This window comes from Paenibacillus sp. VCA1, from assembly GCF_031583795.1.
GTDB classification, from domain to species: domain Bacteria; phylum Bacillota; class Bacilli; order Paenibacillales; family Paenibacillaceae; genus Paenibacillus_AQ; species Paenibacillus_AQ albilobatus.
Genome location: NZ_JAVLSX010000013.1, coordinates 84,964 through 106,551 on the forward strand (window position 1 = coordinate 84,964; position 21,588 = coordinate 106,551).

Consider the following 21,588-nt stretch of genomic DNA (forward strand, 5'->3'; position numbering starts at 1 on the left):
TTTTATAATGACGACATAAATAGAAGATGCTGAACGTTCTCGTAGAATATGTGGGTAATTGTTCGGAAAATGGGAGGAAGAGAAGATGTCGGTTGAAAACGTGTTGAAAACAATCAAAGATAATGCAATTGAGTGGGTGGATTTTCGTTTTGTCGATTTGTCCGGTCGTGCGCATCACATTTCTTTGCCTGCCAGAGAAGTGGATGAAGAAACGTTCGTAAACGGGGTTGCGTTTGACGGCTCTTCCATCGCCGGGTTCCGGGGAATCGAAGAATCCGACATGGTTATGATGCCGGATCCGGATGCGACGTTTATCGATCCGTTTACCGCACATCCGACATTAAACATCATGTGCAACATCTACACGCCGGACGGCGAGCGTTATGAACGCGATCCGCGCAGCATTGCGGCGAAAGCGGAAGAATATCTGCAAGCCAGCGGCGTGGGTACAGCGGCATTTTTCGCGCCGGAGTCCGAGTTCTTTATTTTCGACGACGTCCGTTACGAAAGCAGCATGAACAGCTCTTCCTTCTATGTGGATTCCGAAGAAGCCGCATGGAACACGAACCGGAAAGAAGAAGGCGGAAACCTCGGCTTCAAAATCAAAGTAAAAGGCGGATACGTGCCGGTAGCTCCCGTCGATACGCAGCAGGACATCCGCAGCGAAATGTGCCGTTTGCTTGAAGAAGTCGGACTGCGCGTGGAGCGCCATCACCATGAAGTGGCGACCGCCGGCCAGGCCGAAATCAACTTCCGTTTCGATACCTTGAAGAAAACAGCGGATAACCTGCTGGTCTATAAATATATCGTACACAACACGGCCCGCCAATACGGCAAAGTGGCAACCTTCATGCCGAAACCCCTCTTTGGCGACAACGGCAGCGGCATGCATGTGCACCAGTCGATTTTCGACGGCGACACTCCGCTGTTTTATGAAAAAGGCGGGTACGCGAACCTGAGCGAGATGGCTCTCCATTACATTGGCGGCATCCTCTACCATGCGCCTGCGCTGCTTGCTTTGACGAACCCGTCGACCAACTCGTTCAAACGCCTGGTTCCCGGCTACGAAGCTCCTGTGAACCTTGTGTTCTCCAAAGGAAACCGTTCCGCGGCCATCCGCATTCCGGTTGCTGCCGTGACGCCAAAAGGCTGCCGCATCGAGTTCCGCACGCCGGACTCCACGGCGAACCCGTACCTCGCGTTCTCCGCGATGCTGATGGCCGGCCTGGACGGCATCAAGCGCAAAATCAATCCGGTCGAGCTTGGATACGGCCCGATGGACAAAAACATCTACGAGCTTTCCGACGAGCAAAAAGCCGAAATCCGCAGCGTGCCCGGCACGCTGGACGAAGCGCTCGACGCGCTGAAAGCCGACCATGAATTCCTGCTTGGAGGCGATGTATTTACGAAAGATTTCATCGATAACTACATTGAACTGAAACGCAGCGAAGCAAAAGCCGTATCGATCCGTATTCATCCGCATGAATACAGCCTCTACTTTGACTGCTAATCGAAACGCAGACGAAAGGCTGTCCCGCGACGGGGCAGTCTCTTTCGCTTTTCAATTCTTTAAAGCTTTACTTAGGGAAATATGCTAAAGTGGTAGAAGAAAACGATGGCGCCGGGACATGCGCTTGTGCATTTTGGTACTTGATGCGTTCCCGTATACCTGCTATCATTGATTTCAAAAAATTCGAGTACAGAGAGAGGGAGAGTTATCGTGAGCAAGAGAGCATACAATTTCAACGCGGGGCCGGCAGCGCTGCCGCTTGAAGTTTTGACGCGCGCGCAAGCGGAGTTTGTTGATTTTCGGGGAACGGGCATGTCCATTATGGAAATGTCGCACCGGGGCAAAGTATACGAAGAAGTCCATCATGAAGCGGAAAACCGCCTTTTGTCGCTTCTCGGCAATCCTGAAGGCTATAAAGTGCTGTTTTTGCAAGGGGGAGCCAGCACGCAGTTCGCGATGATTCCGATGAACTTTCTGACCGAAGGCAAGACGGCGAGCTACGTCAAAAGCGGCAGCTGGGCGGACAAAGCGATCAAAGAAGCGAAGCTGATCGGCGAAACGCATATCGCGGCCTCTTCGGAAGCAGACAAGTATATGAAAATTCCTGATCTTGCAAGCATCGAAATTCCGGAAAACGCCGCGTACCTGCATGTAACCTCCAACGAAACGATTGAAGGGACGCAGTACCAGCAGTATCCGGATTCGGGGAACGTGCCCCTGATCGCGGATATGTCGAGCGACATTTTGTGCCGCGAATTCGACGCGAACCAGTTCGATTTTATCTATGCGGGCGCCCAGAAAAACTTGGGACCTTCAGGGGTAACGGTCGTGATTGCCCGGGAAGCCATGCTGGCCGATTCTCCAAGCCATATTCCGACGATGCTGCGTTACAGTACGCACGCGAAGAACGACTCTCTCTATAACACGCCTCCATCTTTCTCCGTATATATGGTGAACGAGGTTTTGAAATGGATCGAAGAACAGGGCGGTCTTGCCGGCGTTGAGCAGGCCAACCGCAAGAAAGCCGGGCTTATTTATGATATAATCGATAGCAGCGAAGGCTTCTATCGCGGTCCCGTCGATGCAGGCAGCCGTTCGATCATGAACGTCACGTTCCGCCTGGTATCGGAAGAGCTCGAAAAGCAGTTCATCAAGGAATCGGAGCAAGCGGGATTCGTGGGCCTGAAAGGTCACCGCAGCGTGGGCGGTTTGCGCGCTTCGATTTACAACGCGGTGCCGTATGACAGCTGCAAAGCTCTGGTTGATTTTATGGCCGATTTCCAAAAGCGTCACGGATAAGGCAGCCTGATTCGGACTTTAGCCAGTGAAAAGCCAGCCTTTCGCCTTACAGCGAAGGGCTTTTTCGTTGCTTATGGCGGCGAATGAAAACAGATCGGAACAATACCCGAAGGATGGAGTGACTGACCCATGGCACTGCATATCGTGCTAGTAGAACCCGAAATACCGGCCAACACCGGTAACATTGCAAGAACCTGCGCAGCGACGGGAACCCATTTGCATCTGGTGCGCCCGCTCGGCTTCAGCACGGATGATTCGAAGCTGAAAAGGGCGGGGCTGGATTATTGGTATGCCGTTCAGATCGAATACCATGACTCTTTTGCAGAGGTGCAGGAAAAATATCCGGAAGGCCGTTTTTTCTACACGTCGACGAAAGCGGACAAAAGATATACCGACGTCCAGTTCCGGGACGGAGATTTCCTGGTGTTCGGCAAAGAAACCAAGGGACTGCCGCCGGAGCTGCTGGCCGCAAATTCGGACAGCTGCATCCGCATGCCGATGACCGATAAGGTCCGTTCCCTGAATTTGTCGAATTCGGCGGCGATCATTGTGTACGAAGCGCTGCGCCAGCTGGATTTTCCCGGCATGAAGTAACTTTTTAAAGAAAGAAATAAAAATTATAAGGGTTAGCAGGATTCGACATCCGCACATCGAACTATTAAGAAAGACCCATTTTTTGTGATTGGAAAAGGCATACTGACCGCGAGGAGTACTTTCTAATCATTGAAGAACGTCCATTGACGGATTTTGTCATTCTAAACCGCGTAAATCGACGTTTTTCTTCCTGGTTATCGGAATATGGTTCGACCCCGGCCCGGAACCGATGTCCATAATCTTACAACAAGTTGAATAGTTAATAGGAGAGGTGTAGTTTGTCTATGAAACCTGCTGGTGTAGTTCGCAAAGTTGATCAGCTGGGAAGAATCGTCCTGCCCAAGTCGCTTCGAAAACGGTATCAGATGAATGAAGGGGACCCTGTCGAAATTTTGGTACAGGGAGATCATATTATTTTGGAGCGTTATCGTCCCAAATGCGTATTCTGCGGATCCATGGACGAAGTAAGCGAGTTCAAGGAACGTTATATTTGCGGACAGTGCCAATCCGACATGGCGCAGCTGCAAAGACATGCATAATGGCATGACAGACATCACGAATCATTCGTGATGTTTCTTTTTTGCCAAAAAACGCCCGAAAACGAGAAAAAGGCCTCCTGATTCAGGAAGCCTTTTTGGGGCCATGGATTAAAGGCCTTTGGTCTTATCATCGTTATAAGCCGCGGTTAAGATGCCAGTCAGGAACATAACAAGCACCAGTGTAACAATCCAAAATGTTAATGAGAACGACATGAAGGCCACCTCCCGCTAATCTACCATGCTCTTAAACCATATTATACCCACACTTCGGAAAAAAATAAATGAATTCGTTTTATTTAAAAAATAAAAAGTGGGTCGGAACCGGCCGCAGATTCCCGTCCGACGGATGGTTTACGACCCTTCCGTTCACAATAAGGGAAGAAGATCCGCCGCCATCCAGATTGTAGGCATCGACGATGCCGAGACCGTACATTTTGCTTTGAAGCTCTTGAAGCGTCGCGCCGGAGCCGCCGCTTTCGTTGTAGCCGTCCACGACGATGATCAGCAGCTGATCGTCCTTGTAATTTCCGATGACGGTGCGGGGCGCGCGATTCGGGGATGTTTTCCACTTATCCGGAATCGGCATCGGCTGCCCGTTTTTCAGCAGGACCGGCACAAAGGTAGCCCCGAATTTTGGCTTCAGCCGATCCAACTCCGCTTGGTTCGAAAACTTGCCGCCGATCAGTTTGCCTGCATCATTCAGCCCGACGAAAAACAAATCCTTGAAGCTTGGCTCGAACCCGTTGACATATTTACCGTTCAGCACCGTTGTGCTCAGCGGGTAGCGTTTGCCGCCGGAATCCGCGAAACCGCCGGCGTTGATGCCGGCTACCGCACCGTACCGGTTAACGGCCTGCAGCGTCGTTTCGGCTCCGCCGACCTTGTCGCGGCCCAAAGTCATTTGCATGGCGTTTTGGTCCTTCAGCTTCACCTTCATCGCATAGCCTTGGTAAACGCCGGGATTGACATGGTACAGCTCGATCCGGATGCGGCTGCTTTCCACCCGTTCGAACGGAACGCCAAGCTTGGCGCTGATGCGGCGGTTATAGATCGTTTCAGGCCGCTCCGCCTGGGTTTGCGCCGTTTTGACGATGGCATTCATGGCTGCGGTCGTTTGCTTGTATAAAGCCGAAGTTCTGCGGATCGAGGAGATGGTCGCTTGAACGGTCTGTTCCGCCTTATCAAGGTTTTGCTTGAGCTGCTCGGATTGGGCAGCCAACGTTTTGGCAGGGACGTAGGAGGCAGGCTGAACCTCTACATGTATCGTTTTGAAGCTGAACATCATAAAGATGAACATGCCCAAAAACGGTCCGGTTGCCAAAAGGAAAAAACGGTTGATTTTCTTTTTTTCGACAATCATTTCAGCAAATCCATTTTCCGCTGAAGCTCGTTCAGCTGTTTTTTGACTTCGTTCAGCTGTGTGTACAGCTTATTGCTGTTGTCCGTTTTGTTTGAGGCGTTGTCTTTCGTGAACGTCAACAGCTCGTTAAACGACTGTACCTTGCTTTCCAGCTCTTTGACTTCCCCGGACAATTCCGTAAATTTCGCTTCATAGCTTTGCTTCAGCTCATTCATCTGTTTATGGGTGTCGGCCTGAAGCTGCCGGATCATATCCTGCTTCATATGATTGCTGTATAGATAAGCGCCGGTAATGCCTGCGGCTATAAGCAATATCCAGACGAGCAAAACGAGCATGACGGAAGGGGATTTTCCCCGGCTTGTCCGGTTCTGATAGGCGGAGGAAGGTTCGGTATTCGTTTCCATATCATCACCCCGGTTACAATTGGTTTTTTTGCCAGTCCCCATTCTAACATTACCCTATCAATTTCGCAAAAATGAATCTAAAGTCACAGAAAAGCCTAAAAAGAGATTGCGCCCAATGGAAGCGTTGCGATACAATCTTGATAGATTTATTTGGAGTAAGGGAGAGTCCGTATGCCACTTTAACATTATTTTCCTGAATATACCTCTGACACCATTTTCTACTTTGCACACGTCTTAAAACAAGCATTTAACGCGCTTAGAATTGTCATAAATTAGATGATCAAGCATTCATTCCACTTTATTGATCAGGGGGTTTCAATCGAAATGACGAAGGTTTGGCGGGTCGTGATTATAGACAGTCACCCCACAAGTATGCTGGGAACCAAATTGATTTTGGAAGAAAGGGAAGAACTTAGGGTCACGGGAATGGCTTCGACATGGGATGAAGGACTGATGCTCGTGACCGAGCAAAAGCCGGAACTGGTGCTCTTGGACTACCAAATGCCGGAAGGAACGGCGGAATCGCTGCTGGAGAGAATTAAACACGGCTCGCCGGACAGTCATGTGCTCATTTTGACGGATACCGACGGGATTAAGCTGCTGCATTCGATCGTCAATCTGGGCGGAAGCGGAATTTTGTCGAAACAGGCGTCCGCGGCCCAACTGATGCTGATGATCGACGGACTGCGCGAGGGGCTTGCGATGCTCCCGATGGATTGGCTGAAAAACGGAATCTGGCAGGTGCAGCCGGCGGTTGTCGACGGTGCCCTATACCATTTGACGGAAACGGAAATATTTATCATGGAACGGATCGTGCAAGGGATTACGTATGACAAAATCGCGATGGAAATATCGGTAAGCCGGCGTTCGATCGACAATTATTTGCGCAAAATATACGTGAAGCTAGGCGTCTCCACCCGTGCTCAGGCGATCGAAAAATTTGCCCTGACCACGCGACAAAAAAGTCCTGTTTTCAGCTAGACCGGGATATATATACATGGAGTAAAGAAGATACAACCGGACCGCCGGTGATTGGAACTGGGAGAAGGAGGAGATATCATGCGGTATTCCTTTGCGGAACGGACAAAAGCGATGCTTTCGTCGCCGATCCACTTCATGAGATCGCTGTCTACGCGGGAATCGTTCATTTCTTTTGCCGAGGAACTTCCCGCCGAGGAGCTGTTCCCGATTTCGTCACTGGAGGCTGCCGCGGCAGCCGTCATTTCCAAAAGCCCTGCAGCGCTTCAATACGGCGAGCCGCAGGGCTATTTGCCGCTTCGGGAATGGCTGTGCAAGGATTTTAAGGAGCGCAAGGGGACGGACGTGGATGCGGGACAGATTCTCTTGACGACAGGCAGCCAGCAGGCGATGGATCTTCTTGCCCGCGTATACGTGGAGCCCGGCGACCCGGTGTTGGTCGAGCAGCCGACGGCACCGGGGTTTATGCAAATTCTGAAAATGCAGGGGGCCTCCATCGTGCCGGTCGAAGGGGATGCGGAAGGGATTAGCCCGGAGCGTTTGCAGGAAGAGGTGGATCGGCTGAAGCCGAAGCTTCTGCTCGTGTCGCCGAACTTCACCAATCCGACCGGGGTTTTATGGAGCCTGGCGCGCCGCCGGGAGGTTCTGGACATCTGCAAAACGCGGAACGTGCTCATCGTCGAAGACAATTCGTACGGCGATCTTCATTTTGGGGGCATCGGCGCAAAAGCTTTTTACGGCGAGCACCCTTCCCTGTTTTCGCTGGATGATGCAGGGAAAGGAGGGCAGGTGCTGCATATCGGCTCCTTCAGCAAAACGGTCGTTCCGGCGCTTCGTACCGGCTGGGCGGCAGGAAACAAAAAATTGATCGAGACGATGATCATGGCCAAGCAGCTGGCGGATTGGCAATCCAGCCACTTCAACCAATGCCTCCTCCATTACTTGCTGGAGTCCTCCACCTTTAATATTCACGAGCATATTCAGATGTTGAACCGCGAATACGAAACAAGGCTCAAACTGATGACGGAGCTGCTCAAACGGCCGGCCTGGAAAAACGTCCGCTACGACGTTCCCGGAGGCGGCATGTTCATTTGGGTGAAGCTTCCGGAGGCGTTGGACTGCGTCGCTCTCCTGAAATGTTCGCTGGATAAAGGGGCCGCGTTTCTCCCCGGGACGTTATGTTACCCGAACGGAGGGGGCAGCGAATACATCCGCCTTAATTTTACGCATCCCGGGCGGGATGAGCTGCTACTCGGCATGAATTTGATCGGCGAAGCGATCTCGGAATTTACGGCCCGGAGCTAGCGCTTCCCGGGATGTTCGCCGCGGACGAAGAAGCGGCTTCAAGCACGCCGGCGTATTCTTTGAGGCTTGCGGCTCCGGCGGCGGTGAGCACGTAACGGCCGCGCTTGATCCGGTCGAACCATCCGTAATAATTGTGCTGCAGGATGGCCGCCGTATTGGCGAGGCCGGTAAGGCTGCGCAGCTGCGCCGGAGAAGCGCCTTCCGGCGGGGCTGCCGCAAGAGCCTGGGCCACGCGCAGCGCCTTTTCGCGGTAGGCGGTAACGAGTTTCGCGCGGCTGCTGCCGCCGACGTTGTAATCCCCGCTGCGCTCGTGAAATTCGTAGAGCAGACGCTCCTTCCGTTTTTGCCTGACGGGTTTGGCAGGCTCCTGAACGCCAGGCTCGCACAGCACCTCGACAACCGGCTTTTTCGTTTTGTAAAACGTAATCGTAATAAGACCGAAGCCCAATTTGCGGCACAGCTTCGTAATGTCGCCCCAACGCTGGTTGACGGCGCCGCGCTTGGTTCGGCTGCGTTCGACCGCCAAATAAACCCGGGAGCTCAGCTGCAGACGTTCCATGCCTTGCAGCAGCAAGGCCAGATTAAACGTTTTTTTCATTTCCACGATTAAAGGCTCGGCATCCTCCGGTCGTACCCCGACCAGATCGCAGTGCCGCACCTCTCCCTTGATTTCATAGCCCCGCTGTTCGAAAAAAGCCTTCAGCGGCTCATACAGCTCGGTTTCATGCTGCACGGTCATGATCATTCCCCTTTGCAATGCTTTCCGATTTCCGTTAACAATTCCGCTCCGACACATACATGCTTTCACCAAGCGAATTCGATCGGATTTTTTGATTTCCTATATTATAACATCCGATAAAAGACAAACCTCCTTTCGCGAAAAAATAGGTCAACTAATCCCATCGTTCCGCATAGGTATGTATTACACTTTTCGATCAATGGATGTTTGAATATGCGATGAATGGGATGGAAGTTGACCCTTGACGCTTTGATGAAATTTTGACCACCCATAACGTAGTCATAGGAGGTACTAGCATGGATATTTTCGAACGCGTTGCGGCCTATCGGGCAGAAAGTGATCAACTTGCGTGGAACGGCACCTTTAAAGATTACATCGAGCTGCTCCGTAAAAATCCTTCGGCTGCGGTCACGGCTCATGCACGCGTATATGACATGATCAAGTCGTACGGCGTGGAGGAGGTGGGCGGCTATAAGCGTTATAAATTTTTCGAGCAGGAGATTTTCGGACTGGACCGGTCCATTGAAAAGCTGGTGGAGGAATATTTTCACTCCGCGGCCCGCCGGCTTGATGTCCGCAAACGTATTTTGCTGCTGATGGGTCCGGTGAGCGGCGGCAAATCTACGCTGGTAACTCTCCTGAAACGGGGCTTGGAAAAATATTCGCGAACGGACCAGGGAGCGCTTTACGCGATCGACGGCTGCCCGATGCACGAGGAGCCGCTGCATTTGATTCCGCTTGAGCTGAGGGCTGAGGTGGAGGAGGAGCTTGGCGTGCGCATCGAGGGAAACCTGTGCCCTTCCTGCCAAATGCGGCTGAAGCTGGAGTACGGAGGCGATATCGAAAAAGTGCCCGTCACCCGCGTGATCATCTCCGAGGATTCCCGGGTGGGTATCGGGACGTTCAGCCCTTCGGATCCAAAATCGCAGGATATCGCCGACCTGACCGGCAGCATCGATTTTTCGACGATCACCGAATTCGGCTCGGAATCGGACCCTCGGGCATACCGCTTTGACGGAGAACTGAACAAGGCGAACCGGGGGCTGATGGAGTTCCAGGAGATGCTGAAGTGCGACGAAAAGTTTCTGTGGAATTTGCTTTCCTTGACCCAGGAGGGCAACTTCAAGGCGGGACGTTTCGCGCTCATTTCGGCGGATGAGCTGATTGTCGCGCACACGAACGAAGCCGAATACAGGGCGTTTATTTCCAACAAAAAAAACGAAGCGCTGCAATCGCGGATGATCGTCATGCCGATTCCATACAACCTGAAGGTATCCGAAGAGGAGAAAATCTACAACAAGCTGATCAAGCAAAGCGATATGAAGCATGTGCACATTGCGCCGCATGCGCTGCGGGCCGCCGCGATTTTTTCGATCCTCACCCGCCTGAAGGAAACCAAAAAACACGGCATGGATCTCGTCAAAAAAATGCGGATGTACGACGGCGAAGAGGTCGAAGGCTTCAAGGAAGCCGACCTGAAGGAAATGCAGTCCGAATATTTGGAAGAAGGCATGTCCGGCGTGGATCCGCGGTACGTCATCAACCGCATTTCCAGCGCTTTGATCAAGCAGGATCTTCAGTGCATTAACGCATTGGATATTTTGCGGGCGATCAAAGACGGCCTGGACCAGCATGCTTCCATCACGAAGGAGGAGCGGGAGCGTTACTTGAATTTCATTTCCGTGGCGCGCAAGGAATACGACGAGCTGGCGAAAAAAGAAGTGCAAAAAGCGTTTGTGTACTCCTTTGACGAGTCGGCAAAAACGCTTTTTGAAAATTATCTGGACAATATCGAAGCCTTTTGCAACATGTCCAAAATCCGTGATCCGCTGACCGATGAGGAGATGAACCCGGATGAACGGCTGATGCGCTCGATCGAGGAGCAGATCGGCATTTCGGAAAACGCCAAAAAGGCGTTCAGGGAAGAAATCATGATCCGCATTTCGACTTACTCGCGCAAAGGGAAAAAGTTCGAATACCACAACCATGACCGGCTGCGCGAAGCCATCGAGAAAAAGCTGTTTGCGGACCTGAAAGACATCGTCAAAATTACGACTTCCACCAAAACGCCGGATGCAACCCAACTGAAGCGGATCAACGAAGTCAGCAAACGTTTGATGGATGATCACGGGTACTGCCCGGTATGCGCAAACGAATTGCTTCGATATGTGGGAAGCCTGCTGAACCGGTAAAAAATCCGCAAACCGCCCTCGAAAGAGGGCGGTTTTTTTGCATGTGCATGGCATATTTCGGGATTTTTTTACGGGAGCAGGAAAAAACAAGAAAAAATTTATTTCAAATCTAGTGGATTACGTGTCGATATAGTCTATAATATACAAAGTTAACATATTAATCGGAAAAATTTAGGACCTAAGAAGGAGATGCCTGATCCATGATAAACATTTCCCCAAAAAGGCAGCAGCAGCTGAACTATATCAAGCTAACCGAACAAGACATGGAGATTTTGGCGGAGCACCGTCCCGTTTTCGAGAAGGTGGTTGAAGAGGTGGTTACCCGTTTTTACGCGCATATAGCCACAGAACCGGAATTGATGGAGATCATCGGCAAATTCACCACGATTGAAAGATTGAAGGAAACGCAGAGGGAATATTGGTTGTCGCTGGCTGACGGCAAAATCGACGACGAATATTTGGAGAGAAGGGTCGCAATCGGGCTCGTGCATTCCCGCGTCGGTCTCCCTGTCGAATATTACCTCGGAAGCTACATGACCTATCTGGATATCGCCACGGATCTGCTGCGTCAAGCTGTGCCGGATCAATGGACGAAAGTTATCTTTTCGCTAAGCAAAATGTTCAACCTCGACTCCCAGCTGGTGCTGGAAGCTTACGAGATGAAGGAAAAAGAGAAGCTGAAAGATTTGGCGGACGAAAAAGACCATGTGCTGCAAGCGGTTACCGAAGTCGTGCAGCAGCTTACCGGGATGATTGCGGAGCTTAACGAAAGCGCCGGGCAAATCGCCACAACCGCGCAGGTGACCGCCGATTCCCAGGAGACGGCCCATGCGCTGATGGACGAGCTGCATGAGGACGTGAAGCAAATCGAAAGCATGGGCGCCTTGATCAAAGCGATCTCCGATCAGACCCATCTGCTGGGCCTGAATGCCGCGATCGAAGCGGCGCATGCCGGGGATATGGGCAGAGGTTTCGCGGTCGTTGCGGGCGAGGTTCGGAAGCTGGCCGCCCATTCCAGGGAAGCGCTTGAACAGATTCAGGATAAGGTGGCAGGCATTATGAAGCGGCTGAGCAGCGTTCGGGAGGAAACGGAGAAAACGACGGTTCATGCCAGGGAGCAGGCAAGCAGCTCGCAGGAATTGGCTTCTTTTGTGAGTATGATCGAGAAGCTGACGCAGGATTTGGCGGAAATCCAGAAGCGAAGCTAACCGTCTCCCCTGAACGCTAAATGCGTCTATCTTCCGTACAAGTGCGCCGATAGACGCGTTTTTTATGAAGGGATTGCTTATTCTTCCAATTTCATGCAAAATAGATCGTATATACGCACAAACCTTCTAGTATAATAGAGTACGGCATCATGAGAATGAGGGAAGAAGACATGGTTTAAAACGTGTTTCGGCAATCCGTCGTTTGGGGTGATTGAATTGGCTTCGATTCATGATGTGGCGAAGGAGGCAGGGGTATCGGTAGCAACCGTATCCAAGGTGATCAACCATTACCCCGATGTCAGCGAAAAAACGAGAAAAAAAGTGAAACTTGCGATCGCGCGGCTGCGTTACCGGCCCAACGTCATCGCAAGGGGACTCGTAACCGGGAGATCCTGGACGGTCGGGGTGCTCCTGCATGTGCCGTTTACGAATCCTTACGTATCCATGCTGCTTGAAGGGATGAAAACGGCGCTGGAGCATAGCGGGTATGACCTGATGCGTTTGTCCGCACGGCTCAACGATCCGGACTATTCCTTTATCGATCATTGCCACAGCCGCAATTTGGACGGGATTGTCGTGTTCGGCGTGGAAAAAGACCATCGCAGCATTCAAGAGCTGATCCAAGCGGGCATTCCGACGATGTTCGTGGATACCGATGCTACCGGACTGCGGGCCGGCAACATTACGACGGACAACCGGAACGGCATCCGGATGGCGGTACAGCATTTGTTTGAGCTGGGACATCGCCGGATCGCCTATTTGGCGGGCGTGCCCGGCCAGGACGTCAACGAATTGCGTTTGACCGGGTACCGGGAAGGGCTTGGGGCCTTCTCGCTTGCCTATCGGGAAGATTATGTCGTGGACGGCGATTATTCCTATGACAGCGGCTTTCAGGGGATGAATAGGCTGATGGAGCTGGATGAGCCTCCAACGGCGGTCATCTGCACCTCCGATATGGCGGCCTTCGGCGCGATCCGCGCCATCGAAGCGCGGGGTTTCACCGTTCCCGGCGACATTTCCGTCGTAGGCTTCGATAACATTTTTGAAACGGAGTTGTTCAAGCCGGGGTTGACCACCATCAACCAGAACATCCATGCCATCGGCGTCAAATCGATCGAAGAGCTGATTGCCATGATCAAAGATCCCAAATATCCGCCGCCGATCGTGACGGAGCCGTCGAATCTGGTCATCCGCGAATCGACGGGGATCGCCAAAGTGATCACATGAAGGATAAGAAGGGCATGCTGGGTTAAGCATGCCTTTTTTTGGGCGCGTTTTCATCCGGCAGCGGAATTTAATATAATAAGGGAAACGAATACGCTGCTGTTTTAAGCGGAGGGACAAACTTCATGGATCAAAAAAGAGTGCTGGTTGCGGACGACGAGGAAAGCATCCGCAGCGCGATTACATATGCATTAAAGCGGGAAGGCTTTGAGGTCGCCACCGCGGCCGACGGGGAGGAGGCGCTGCAGAAGGCGGCTTCGTTCCGCCCCGACTTGCTCGTGCTGGACGTCATGATGCCCAAACTGAGCGGTTATGACGTTTGCCGGCGGCTTGCGCACGAGAAGGGGCTGGGCATTCTGCTGCTGACCGTCAAAAACGATATCGTGGATAAGGTGCTTGGACTCGAGCTCGGGGCTGACGACTTCATGAGCAAACCGTTTGACGTCCGCGAGCTGGTAGCCCGCGTCAAATCGATCGTGCGCCGGCTGGACAAAGGAAGCGACGGGGATGTCTACCGCCTGGAAGGCCTGAAGGTCGATACGGTGCGGCGAACGGCGGAAATCGGCGGGAACCCGATGGAATTGACGCCAAAAGAATTCGACTTGCTTGCGCTTCTGGTCTCCCATGCCGGGCGCGTGTACACCCGCGAGGATTTGCTGGATCTCGTATGGGGAATGGAATATTTCGGAGGCACGCGCACCGTGGATATCCATATCCAGCGGCTGCGCAAAAAGCTCGGGGATGCCCATTATCTGCTGCAGACGGTGTATGGGATCGGGTATAAGGCGATGGATAGATAAAATAAGCAACCTCGATCGGTTGAATTGCCGAATCGAGGTTGCTTTTTGCCTTTTTATGTCCCCACCCAGTTTCTCACTTGAGCAAGTCTTTGAGGGTTGGTTCGGTTCTCAGCATGCGCAGGATCACCGTTATGCCTTCCGCCCGCGTAACGTTATCGTTCGGAGCAAAAGCATCCCGGGTTTTGCCTTGAATGATTCCGGCGGCTGCAGCTTCTTCGATCAGCTTGCCGGCCCAATGCTGTGGCGCAACGTCGATGAAAGGACCTCTTTTGCCGGAAACATCTTCTTGAAGGACGATCAATTTGGAGATCATCGCAACCATCTCGGCGCGTGTCATTGGGCGATCCGGGCGGAAGGTTCCGTCAGGATAGCCGCCAATGACGCCTAAGGAAGCGATAATTTCAACAGACTCCCGCGCCCAGGAGGACTGAACATCCCCGAATGTCTTTGTTTCGCCGCCTTGGCGTAAAGCGAACGCTTTGACGAGAAGCGTGCTGAACTCGGCCCGCGTGATTGCGGCATTCGGTCTAAAGGTGCCGTCCTGATATCCTTTCGCGATGCCCAGCTTGGCGGCAAGCCTAATATCGCCCGCAGCCCAATGGGACGCCGCGTCTTTGAAATCCGGAGCGTTCCCGGAAGCCAAAGCTGCTTTTATGAAGGCGGCAAGCCGGTCGAGATCCACGAAGGGATAAAAGGCCGAAGCCTTCTGAACCGGTGGCGTTACGGGATTCGGAACGGCCGGACTCGGATTGCTGTTTCCGCCTCCTCCGCCCCCGCCTCCGCTTACGTCATTACCGCCGTTATTACCGCTGTTGTTACCGCCGGAGTCTCCGCCATGCCCGGGGATCGAAGTTACCGTCAGGCTAATGTCCACGGATTGGGTTCCGTAGACGGCTGTTAAGACCGTGCTGCCCGGACTCAGCCCCGTGATCGTTCCTCCGGATACGCTGGCCACTTCAGGCTTTTGGACCGTCCAGGACACATAGGGAGTTACGTCGAGTTGGGACTGATCCGAATACGTAGCGGTGATGACCGTGCCGGTGCTTTGACCCGCTTGAACGGTTACGGTTGCGGGATTGGCGCTTAGGCTAGTTAATTGTAATGCTTCCAGGGCCACGTTTTTCGTTGCGGTATTGCTGTCTGATTTTCCATCGTTGACGGTGAAGCTGATGACGCGTTCCGCCGTATTGGGAGTTGAGTTTGTATTGGCGTACGTAACCGAACGCAGGGCATTTTGCCACTGTTCCACGGTCGCCACCGCTCCCGGAGAGGTTAGCTCCAGTACGCCGGTTCTGCCGTCATAACTTCCAGTGATGTCGCCATATACGGCAGTGCTAACGTTGGAAAAAGCCAGCACGTCTTCCGCGGATTGAAAATGGTCGGTAATGGCAACGGTGCCGCTGGCCAACGTTTGGTTATCCGGGTCGGAAACCGTCACCTCAGGGTCGACGGCAACCGGCGTCGCCGTGCCGGACCCGCTGGTCGTAAAGGTGGTTGTGCCGCCGCTTGTGGTCACGATCGGCTTCTGATTCTCCACCGTTATGGTTACATTCTTCGCTGCGGTATTGCTGTTCGCTTTTCCGTCGTTAAGGGTGAAGCTAATCACGCGCGTTGCTTTATTAGGAGTTGAGTTTGTATTGGCGTACGTGACCGAACGCAGGGCATTTTGCCACTGTTCCACGGTCGCCGCCGCTCCCGGAGAGGTTAGCGCCAGTACGCCGGTAGTGGCGTCATAACTTCCAGAGATGTCGCCATATACGGCAGTGCTAACGTTGGAGAAAGCCAGCACGTCTTCCGCGGATTGAAAATGGTCGGTAATGGCAACCGTGCCGCTGGCCAGCGCCGTACCGCCCGCGGCCGTTATTTTTATCTCCGGATCGATGACGACCGATTTCCCGTGCCCGTTATCGCCGGTCGTAAAGTTGGTCTCCCCGCTGCTTGTCGACACAAAAACCGGAGCCTGATTGGCTGGCGTTACAATGATGGTTTTTGTTGTGGCGTCGCTTGTTTTTATTCTGTCATTGATGGAAAAACTGATCGTGCGTACCGATGTATTCGGAGCATTTTTCGAATTGCTGTACGTAACGGAACGCAAGGCGTTCTGCCATTGAGCCACCGTAGCCGTCGCTCCCGCCGATGTCAATGTCAGAACGCCGGTGGAAAGATTATAGCTGGCTATGATGTTGCCGTATTGGGATGTGTTTGTGTCGATGAATGTCAGCATATCATCTCCGGGCTGATAATTGGCCGTGACCGCTACGATCGCGCTTGATAGTGTACTGTTGTCCCGGTCGGATACAGTCAGGCCCGAATCGACGATCACGGGCGTCCGAGTCCCGCCGGCTTCGACCTTGAAGACGGTTGGCCCGTCGCTTGTCGTTAAGACCGGCGTTTGGTCCACCGCCGTTACGGTGACGGTCTTCGTTGCGGAGTCGCTGACGGACGTTCCGTCGTTTACGGAAAAGCTGATCGTGCGCGTCGCAGTATTAGGGGTTATTGCCGTATTGGTATAAGTTACCGAGCGTAAGGCGCTCTGCCACTGAGCCACCGTAGCCGTCGCTCCGGATGACGTCAGTGTTAGAACGCCGGAGCCACTGTCATAACTGGCTTTAATGTTACCGTAAAGAGCTGCGTTGTTGCCTGCAAAGGCCAGGATGTCTTCTCCGGGGTGAGGATTGCCCGTAATGGCAACCGTGGCGCTGCTTAACGTAGTATTGTCCGGGTCGGATAACGTCAGGCCGGTATCAATGATGACGGGCGTCGAGGTCGTATTATCGCCGGCGATGAAGCTGGCCGATCCGCTGCTCGTCTTTAAGACGGGCGCTTGATTCGATGATGCCGCAAAGATAGGGGACGAGCCCCCGTTTCCAAGGCTTGTTTGAATGAATAACGCAAGAATGATGATTAACGGCCACTTTCCCGGCTTTCCTCTCATCTATTATTTCCTCCTTGTATGTATATGCACTTAGTATAATCTATTAAAGTCGAAAAAAAGAGAAAAATATGATCTCGAACGTCTCTTTCGAGTGGACGAACGGTCATTGAAACCCAGCAAAGCACACCAAAAAAATGGAGCGCAAAGGCGGGGCGTTTCATGCCCGGCAGCTTTGCCTCCATTTTTTTATCGGCATCAGGAGTCCATGCTGAAAGTCACCGAATTAGCGATAAGCATGATTCACTTGGGGGGATTACCTATCAAATTACACAAACTTGCGGTGCAGCTTTTTGCCGTCGTACGAAAACATCACTTTTTTGTCCTCGATCACCGTTTCCAGATGCACCGTGCGTCCCCATAGCTGGTAGACGTAAGGCATCGTCCGCTCCATGTATTTCAGGTCCAGTTCGGTTCCTTCGTATTCATGCCGGATGACCATTTCCCCGTTGCGCATATAATCGCCGTCGGATACGACCAGATACGGGTTGCCGCCGTTCACCCTGGAAACGACCAATTGGTCCCGGACGCGCTCCCAAGCCTTGTCGGTGATTTTCCATTCCGGGCCTTTTTTCTCGAACACGTACAAGTCCAAATCCTCGGTCAATTCTTTCGTCAAATAGTTGCGGATAAACGAAGTATCGGAATCGAACTCGCGCACCTCAAATATTTTTTCGCGTCCTTGGCCAGGTTTGCGTCCCATCAGCTCCTGCTCTTCTTTGGTCGGGTGATCCCAGCGCCGTTCGATGTCCTCGAAAATTTTCAGTCCAAGGTAATAAGGATTCAGGCTGTTTCGCGACGGCTGCACGACAGAGGCGTTGAGCTTAGCGAATTCGATCGTTTCCTCGCTTGTCAGGTCCAACTCCCGGATGATGCGTTGATGCCAATAGGAAGCCCAGCCTTCGTTCATGATTTTCGTTTCCATCTGCGGCCAGAAATACAGCATTTCCTCGCGCAGCATGCTCATGATGTCCCGCTGCCAATCCTCGAGCACTTCGGAAAATTCCTGAATAAACCACATCATGTCCTTCTCGGGCTCCGGCGGGAAACGGCGGGGGGCGGACTCGCCTTTTTCTTTCGTTTTGGGATCATCCAGGCTCCACAGATCGTCGTATTCGCCTGTTTTCGGCTCCTGTTTGGCGGCTTCCTTTTGCTCCTTTATTTTATACTCCATGTATTGCTGTTTATCGAAATGCTGCGGTTTGATCAGCTGCGGATCGACATGCTCCTGAATGCTCAGAACGGCGTCGATGAAGTTTTCGACGGCTTCCGTGCCATGTTCCATTTCATAGCGGCTGATCCGTTCGGCCGTGGCCGACATGCTTTCCACCATGTTGCGGTTGGAGGCGGAGAAACGGAAATTGTTTTTGAAAAAATCGCAGTGGGCGAGGACATGCGCGACGATCAGCTTGTTTTGGATCAGGGAGTTGCCGTCGAGCAGAAACGCGTAACACGGGTTGGAGTTGATGACCAGCTCGTAAATTTTGCTGAGCCCGAAGTCATATTGCATTTTCATTTTATGAAACGTTTTTCCGAAGCTCCAGTGCGAGAAACGGGTCGGCATGCCGTAAGCCCCGAACGTATAAATGATATCCGCCGGACAGATTTCGTAACGCATCGGATAATAATCCAGGCCAAAGCCGTCGGCAATTTCCATGATTTCGCGGATGGCGTATTCGAGTTGCTTGATTTCATCGCTCATGAATGAGTAGCTCCTTCCTGTGTCCGGAAGAACGCGCGTAAGCGCCGGGTGGGTTTTGGTATGGCGGGCGGGGCGTATTCGGGATGGGTGCAGCGATCAGCGCCAGAGGTGGTTCTCCCTGAAAAATCCTCCAGTACATTGTATGCGGCGGGTGTGCGATTTAATAATGCCGCGATGGACGATTGAGAGCGTTGAGATTGGTAAAGATTTCGCCGTTGTAAGGGTAACAACTCCGCGCTGAGCATTTGCAGCCATCTGTGTTATAATTCGGGTACACGCATCCCGATTTTCATAAGGAGATCGAAGGAGGTAGATCCAATTGTCGAATCCGGATGAGAAGAAGCTGCACACGTATCAAGATTGGTTGACATGGGACGGGGCATGGGAACTAATCAACGGCAAGGCGTATAACATGTCGCCGGCTCCGACAGCCCTTCACCAGTTTGTTGTAGGGGAGCTTCATTACGCGCTGCGAACGCACTTGCAGAATCAGAGCTGCTATGTTTTTGTCGCTCCGTTCGACGTTTTTTTTAGTGAGAGCGATTCATATGATGTGCCTGATCATGTGACGCAGCCGGATCTGTCGGTGGTCTGCTCCAAGGATCAGATTTCCAAAAACGGCTGCCATGGCGCGCCAACGATGGTTATCGAAGTGTTGTCGCCCTCAACCGCGCTTAAGGATTTCAATGAGAAGTTTAATCTTTATCAAAAATACGGAGTCCAAGAATATTGGATCGTCGATCCAGGCAATCGAACGGTTCATGTGAATGCGCTGCAGGATGGATTATACCAGGTGAGAAACCTATATGCAGAGCAGGATGACGTATGGTCGAATATCTTTAAGGATTTTCAAATATCGCTCAGCAAGCTCTTTAACTTGGAAACCTAATTTAGATAGAGCCGATTTCAACCGGAGTCGGCTTTTTTGTGCCCAAAAATTTAAGCGTGGTTCTCTCTGAAAAATCCTCCAGTACATTGTATGCGGCGGGTGTGCGATTTAATAATGCAAGGCTGCATGGAAGTATCAGGGAGAACGAAGGGAAAGAGAAACAATTTTTGCTCGTATGTTCGTGTAAAGCTAGTGAAGGCGTGACATAGAAGCGGACGCGGAGCTTTTCGTTTCAACGGGCTTGGCCTCCACAAGCAGCTTCTTCCAAATAAACAAGGCAGCAATGACCCAAACCGCGATGGTCACAATCCCGCTTTCTCCGGCGACGTAGGACCACCCCGTGGATTTTTCGAAAAATAGTTGTTCCAGCCAGCTGCGTCCCAAATTGATGATCATATGAATGATCACCGCAGGCCATACACTTTGGCTCCGCCAGCGAACCCAGCCCATGAAAACAGACAGAGGGAAGATCATGACCGAAAACAGCAACATGTTGATCCAGACGTTCCCGTCTTCGTTATAACCGTTCAGGTAAAAAGGATAATGAAAGCATGTCCACACCGCTGCGGTGATGAGGATCGATTTTTTGATGCCGAATGCTTTTGTGAGTCTAGGTTGCAAATACCCGCGCCAACCGATTTCTTCCCCGAAGGAAAAGATAAACATCATGATCAGCATGATCGGTGCCCAGGAGTTCAGCGTGACGTACCAAGCATATTGGGGGACGGTAAAATGGGCGGTGCCTTTGGCGAGAAACTCGGCGGAAGGCAGATTGGCGATGCCCAATGCCCATGCGGCAAGAAAACCAACCGCGATCGGGACGATGGATAACAATGCGGCCGCATACCATTTTAGCCCGCCGATTTTGGCGATGCCGAGCAGCTTCAAGGCCTCTTTTCGCCCAGGCAGCGCAATGAGCAGCAGTATAACGGTAATCATGGGCGCGAGCTGGCTGATGCCAACCAAAGTCGTATTTTTCGACAGATTGGCAAGCAGCGTGAGCAGTAACACAAGGATACTAAAGGCAGCACCAGAGACAGCAAAAGATTTGTTCATAAGGGATTCTTTCCTTTCATGTATGTCGTTGGGCCCATTGTAGAAAACGATTATCAAGAAATTATAAAGACGCTGATTTGGATCGGTAATTATTTCGAATCCCGTTCTCCGGCTTTAGAATTTGAAAAAATTTCAAATATTGGTTGGCGGGCAGCCGTTCGCCCCGTGCTACAATAAAATTGAAAATGCTTCATTTTTAATTTCTTGAGATTTATCTATATAGATTGAATTAAAGTAAGTCACATCTTTGAAACGGATATTCCCTGTGAATCAAGGAACGACAAGTGAAAACTTTAATTCATTCTATCTATTTCTTGAAATGAGGTGGCGCGTCTTGGGCTGGAACGACCGAAAAAAGAAAGCGGCACAGGAAAATCAGCAGCACACAACCGAAGAGAGGCATGAACATTTGTCCACGCGGGAAGGGATGATCGAGTCGGCCGTCGACGAATTCGCCAAAAACGGCGGTTTCGACGATTTGCCCGGCAAAGGAAAACCGATCAAAATCGAGGAAGGGGACATGCTGACGACCATCCTGAAAAACGCCAATGTTCAGCCGCCCTGGATCGAGCTCAGAAAGGAAATCGCCGCGGATTTGAAGCGGGTCACCGAACTGGGCCTGACTGCCGTGGAGGTAGACGCCAAGCTGGAAGAAATCAATCAGAAGATCCGCAAATACAACAGGCTGGTCCCGAATTCCCTTTTGCAAAAAGGGCTCGTATCAAGCGCAAATCTGCAAAAGGCTTATGACAAATGGGTCTAACGCAAACCAATGTTTCGCTAACGAACCGGATGTAGATATAAAAATAACCTTTTCATATGACGAAAAAAAAAAGACGTTGTTTCGGCTGCTTGCA

The 21,588-nt window shown here is 51.9% G+C and carries 18 protein-coding genes; 12 read left to right on the forward strand and 6 right to left on the reverse strand.

Features of this window, described 5'->3' with window-relative positions:
* Nucleotides 1-85 precede the first annotated feature (85 nt).
* The 4 genes from glnA to RJP21_RS25135 all read left to right on the forward strand — a co-directional run bounded on the left by glnA (nt 86) and on the right by RJP21_RS25135 (nt 3,942).
* Nucleotides 86-1,510: a type I glutamate--ammonia ligase gene (gene glnA / locus RJP21_RS25120; RefSeq protein ID WP_310861733.1), complete on the forward strand. Its 1,425-nt coding sequence runs from the start codon at nt 86-88 to the stop codon at nt 1,508-1,510.
* A 207-nt stretch (nt 1,511-1,717) separates the two neighbouring features.
* Nucleotides 1,718-2,809, forward strand: a complete 1,092-nt coding sequence (gene serC, locus RJP21_RS25125) for a 3-phosphoserine/phosphohydroxythreonine transaminase (RefSeq protein ID WP_201452183.1) — start codon at nt 1,718-1,720, stop codon at nt 2,807-2,809.
* A 129-nt stretch (nt 2,810-2,938) separates the two neighbouring features.
* Nucleotides 2,939-3,403 carry a tRNA (uridine(34)/cytosine(34)/5-carboxymethylaminomethyluridine(34)-2'-O)-methyltransferase TrmL gene (trmL, locus tag RJP21_RS25130; protein WP_310861734.1) on the forward strand — a complete coding sequence of 155 codons (465 nt, stop codon included), beginning with the start codon at nt 2,939-2,941 and terminating at the stop codon, nt 3,401-3,403.
* Between the two features lie 284 nt (nt 3,404-3,687).
* Nucleotides 3,688-3,942 (forward strand): AbrB/MazE/SpoVT family DNA-binding domain-containing protein, encoded by a 255-nt coding sequence (locus RJP21_RS25135; RefSeq protein WP_160043317.1) that lies wholly within the window; start codon nt 3,688-3,690, stop codon nt 3,940-3,942.
* Between the two features lie 292 nt (nt 3,943-4,234).
* On the opposite strand, the gene RJP21_RS25140 is transcribed toward RJP21_RS25135, so the two are convergent.
* Nucleotides 4,235-5,302, reverse strand: a complete 1,068-nt coding sequence (locus RJP21_RS25140; protein ID WP_310861735.1) for a phosphodiester glycosidase family protein — start codon at nt 5,300-5,302, stop codon at nt 4,235-4,237.
* Nucleotides 5,299-5,706 carry a hypothetical protein gene (locus tag RJP21_RS25145; RefSeq protein ID WP_310861736.1) on the reverse strand — a complete coding sequence of 136 codons (408 nt, stop codon included), beginning with the start codon at nt 5,704-5,706 and terminating at the stop codon, nt 5,299-5,301. Before RJP21_RS25145 ends, RJP21_RS25140 begins: the two co-directional genes overlap by 4 nt.
* A 324-nt stretch (nt 5,707-6,030) precedes the next feature.
* Here RJP21_RS25145 and RJP21_RS25150 point away from each other — a divergent pair, with 324 nt between their 5' ends.
* Nucleotides 6,031-6,687, forward strand: coding sequence for a response regulator (locus tag RJP21_RS25150; RefSeq protein WP_310861737.1), 657 nt, complete (start codon nt 6,031-6,033; stop codon nt 6,685-6,687).
* Between the two features lie 78 nt (nt 6,688-6,765).
* Nucleotides 6,766-7,989, forward strand: a complete 1,224-nt coding sequence (locus RJP21_RS25155; protein ID WP_310861738.1) for an aminotransferase-like domain-containing protein — start codon at nt 6,766-6,768, stop codon at nt 7,987-7,989.
* Here RJP21_RS25155 and RJP21_RS25160 read toward each other — a convergent pair.
* Nucleotides 7,973-8,728 (reverse strand): DUF2161 domain-containing phosphodiesterase, encoded by a 756-nt coding sequence (locus tag RJP21_RS25160; RefSeq protein WP_310861739.1) that lies wholly within the window; start codon nt 8,726-8,728, stop codon nt 7,973-7,975. The genes RJP21_RS25155 and RJP21_RS25160 overlap by 17 nt on opposite strands.
* A gap of 296 nt (nt 8,729-9,024) precedes the next feature.
* Between RJP21_RS25160 and RJP21_RS25165 the strand changes: the two genes are divergently transcribed.
* From RJP21_RS25165 to RJP21_RS25180, 4 genes are all read left to right on the forward strand, one after another.
* A complete protein-coding gene (locus RJP21_RS25165) occupies nt 9,025-10,920 on the forward strand; it encodes a PrkA family serine protein kinase (RefSeq protein WP_160043174.1) in 1,896 nt (631 codons plus the stop codon).
* 200 nt (nt 10,921-11,120) lie between these two features.
* Nucleotides 11,121-12,128, forward strand: a complete 1,008-nt coding sequence (locus RJP21_RS25170) for a protoglobin domain-containing protein (protein WP_310861740.1) — start codon at nt 11,121-11,123, stop codon at nt 12,126-12,128.
* Nucleotides 12,129-12,344: 216 nt separating this feature from the next.
* Nucleotides 12,345-13,355, forward strand: a complete 1,011-nt coding sequence (locus RJP21_RS25175; RefSeq protein ID WP_310861741.1) for a LacI family DNA-binding transcriptional regulator — start codon at nt 12,345-12,347, stop codon at nt 13,353-13,355.
* A gap of 122 nt (nt 13,356-13,477) precedes the next feature.
* Entirely contained in the window at nt 13,478-14,152 is a 675-nt protein-coding gene (locus tag RJP21_RS25180; RefSeq protein ID WP_310861742.1) for a response regulator transcription factor, read from the forward strand.
* Between the two features lie 73 nt (nt 14,153-14,225).
* On the opposite strand, the gene RJP21_RS25185 is transcribed toward RJP21_RS25180, so the two are convergent.
* Together RJP21_RS25185 and RJP21_RS25190 are read right to left on the reverse strand one after the other, a co-directional pair.
* Nucleotides 14,226-17,087, reverse strand: a complete 2,862-nt coding sequence (locus RJP21_RS25185; protein ID WP_310861743.1) for an S-layer homology domain-containing protein — start codon at nt 17,085-17,087, stop codon at nt 14,226-14,228.
* Nucleotides 17,088-17,352: 265 nt separating this feature from the next.
* Nucleotides 17,353-18,786: a SpoVR family protein gene (locus tag RJP21_RS25190; protein WP_160043179.1), complete on the reverse strand. Its 1,434-nt coding sequence runs from the start codon at nt 18,784-18,786 to the stop codon at nt 17,353-17,355.
* A gap of 319 nt (nt 18,787-19,105) precedes the next feature.
* Here RJP21_RS25190 and RJP21_RS25195 point away from each other — a divergent pair, with 319 nt between their 5' ends.
* Complete coding sequence (locus RJP21_RS25195) at nt 19,106-19,675, forward strand: Uma2 family endonuclease (RefSeq protein ID WP_310861744.1); 570 nt, start codon at nt 19,106-19,108, stop codon at nt 19,673-19,675.
* A gap of 189 nt (nt 19,676-19,864) precedes the next feature.
* Here the strand turns inward: RJP21_RS25195 and RJP21_RS25200 are convergent, their stop codons facing one another.
* Complete coding sequence (locus RJP21_RS25200; protein WP_310861745.1) at nt 19,865-20,731, reverse strand: CPBP family intramembrane glutamic endopeptidase; 867 nt, start codon at nt 20,729-20,731, stop codon at nt 19,865-19,867.
* A gap of 334 nt (nt 20,732-21,065) precedes the next feature.
* On the opposite strand from RJP21_RS25200, the gene RJP21_RS25205 reads away from it, so the two are divergent.
* Nucleotides 21,066-21,494, forward strand: a complete 429-nt coding sequence (locus tag RJP21_RS25205) for a DnaJ family domain-containing protein (protein ID WP_310861746.1) — start codon at nt 21,066-21,068, stop codon at nt 21,492-21,494.
* Nucleotides 21,495-21,588: the final 94 nt, after the last annotated feature.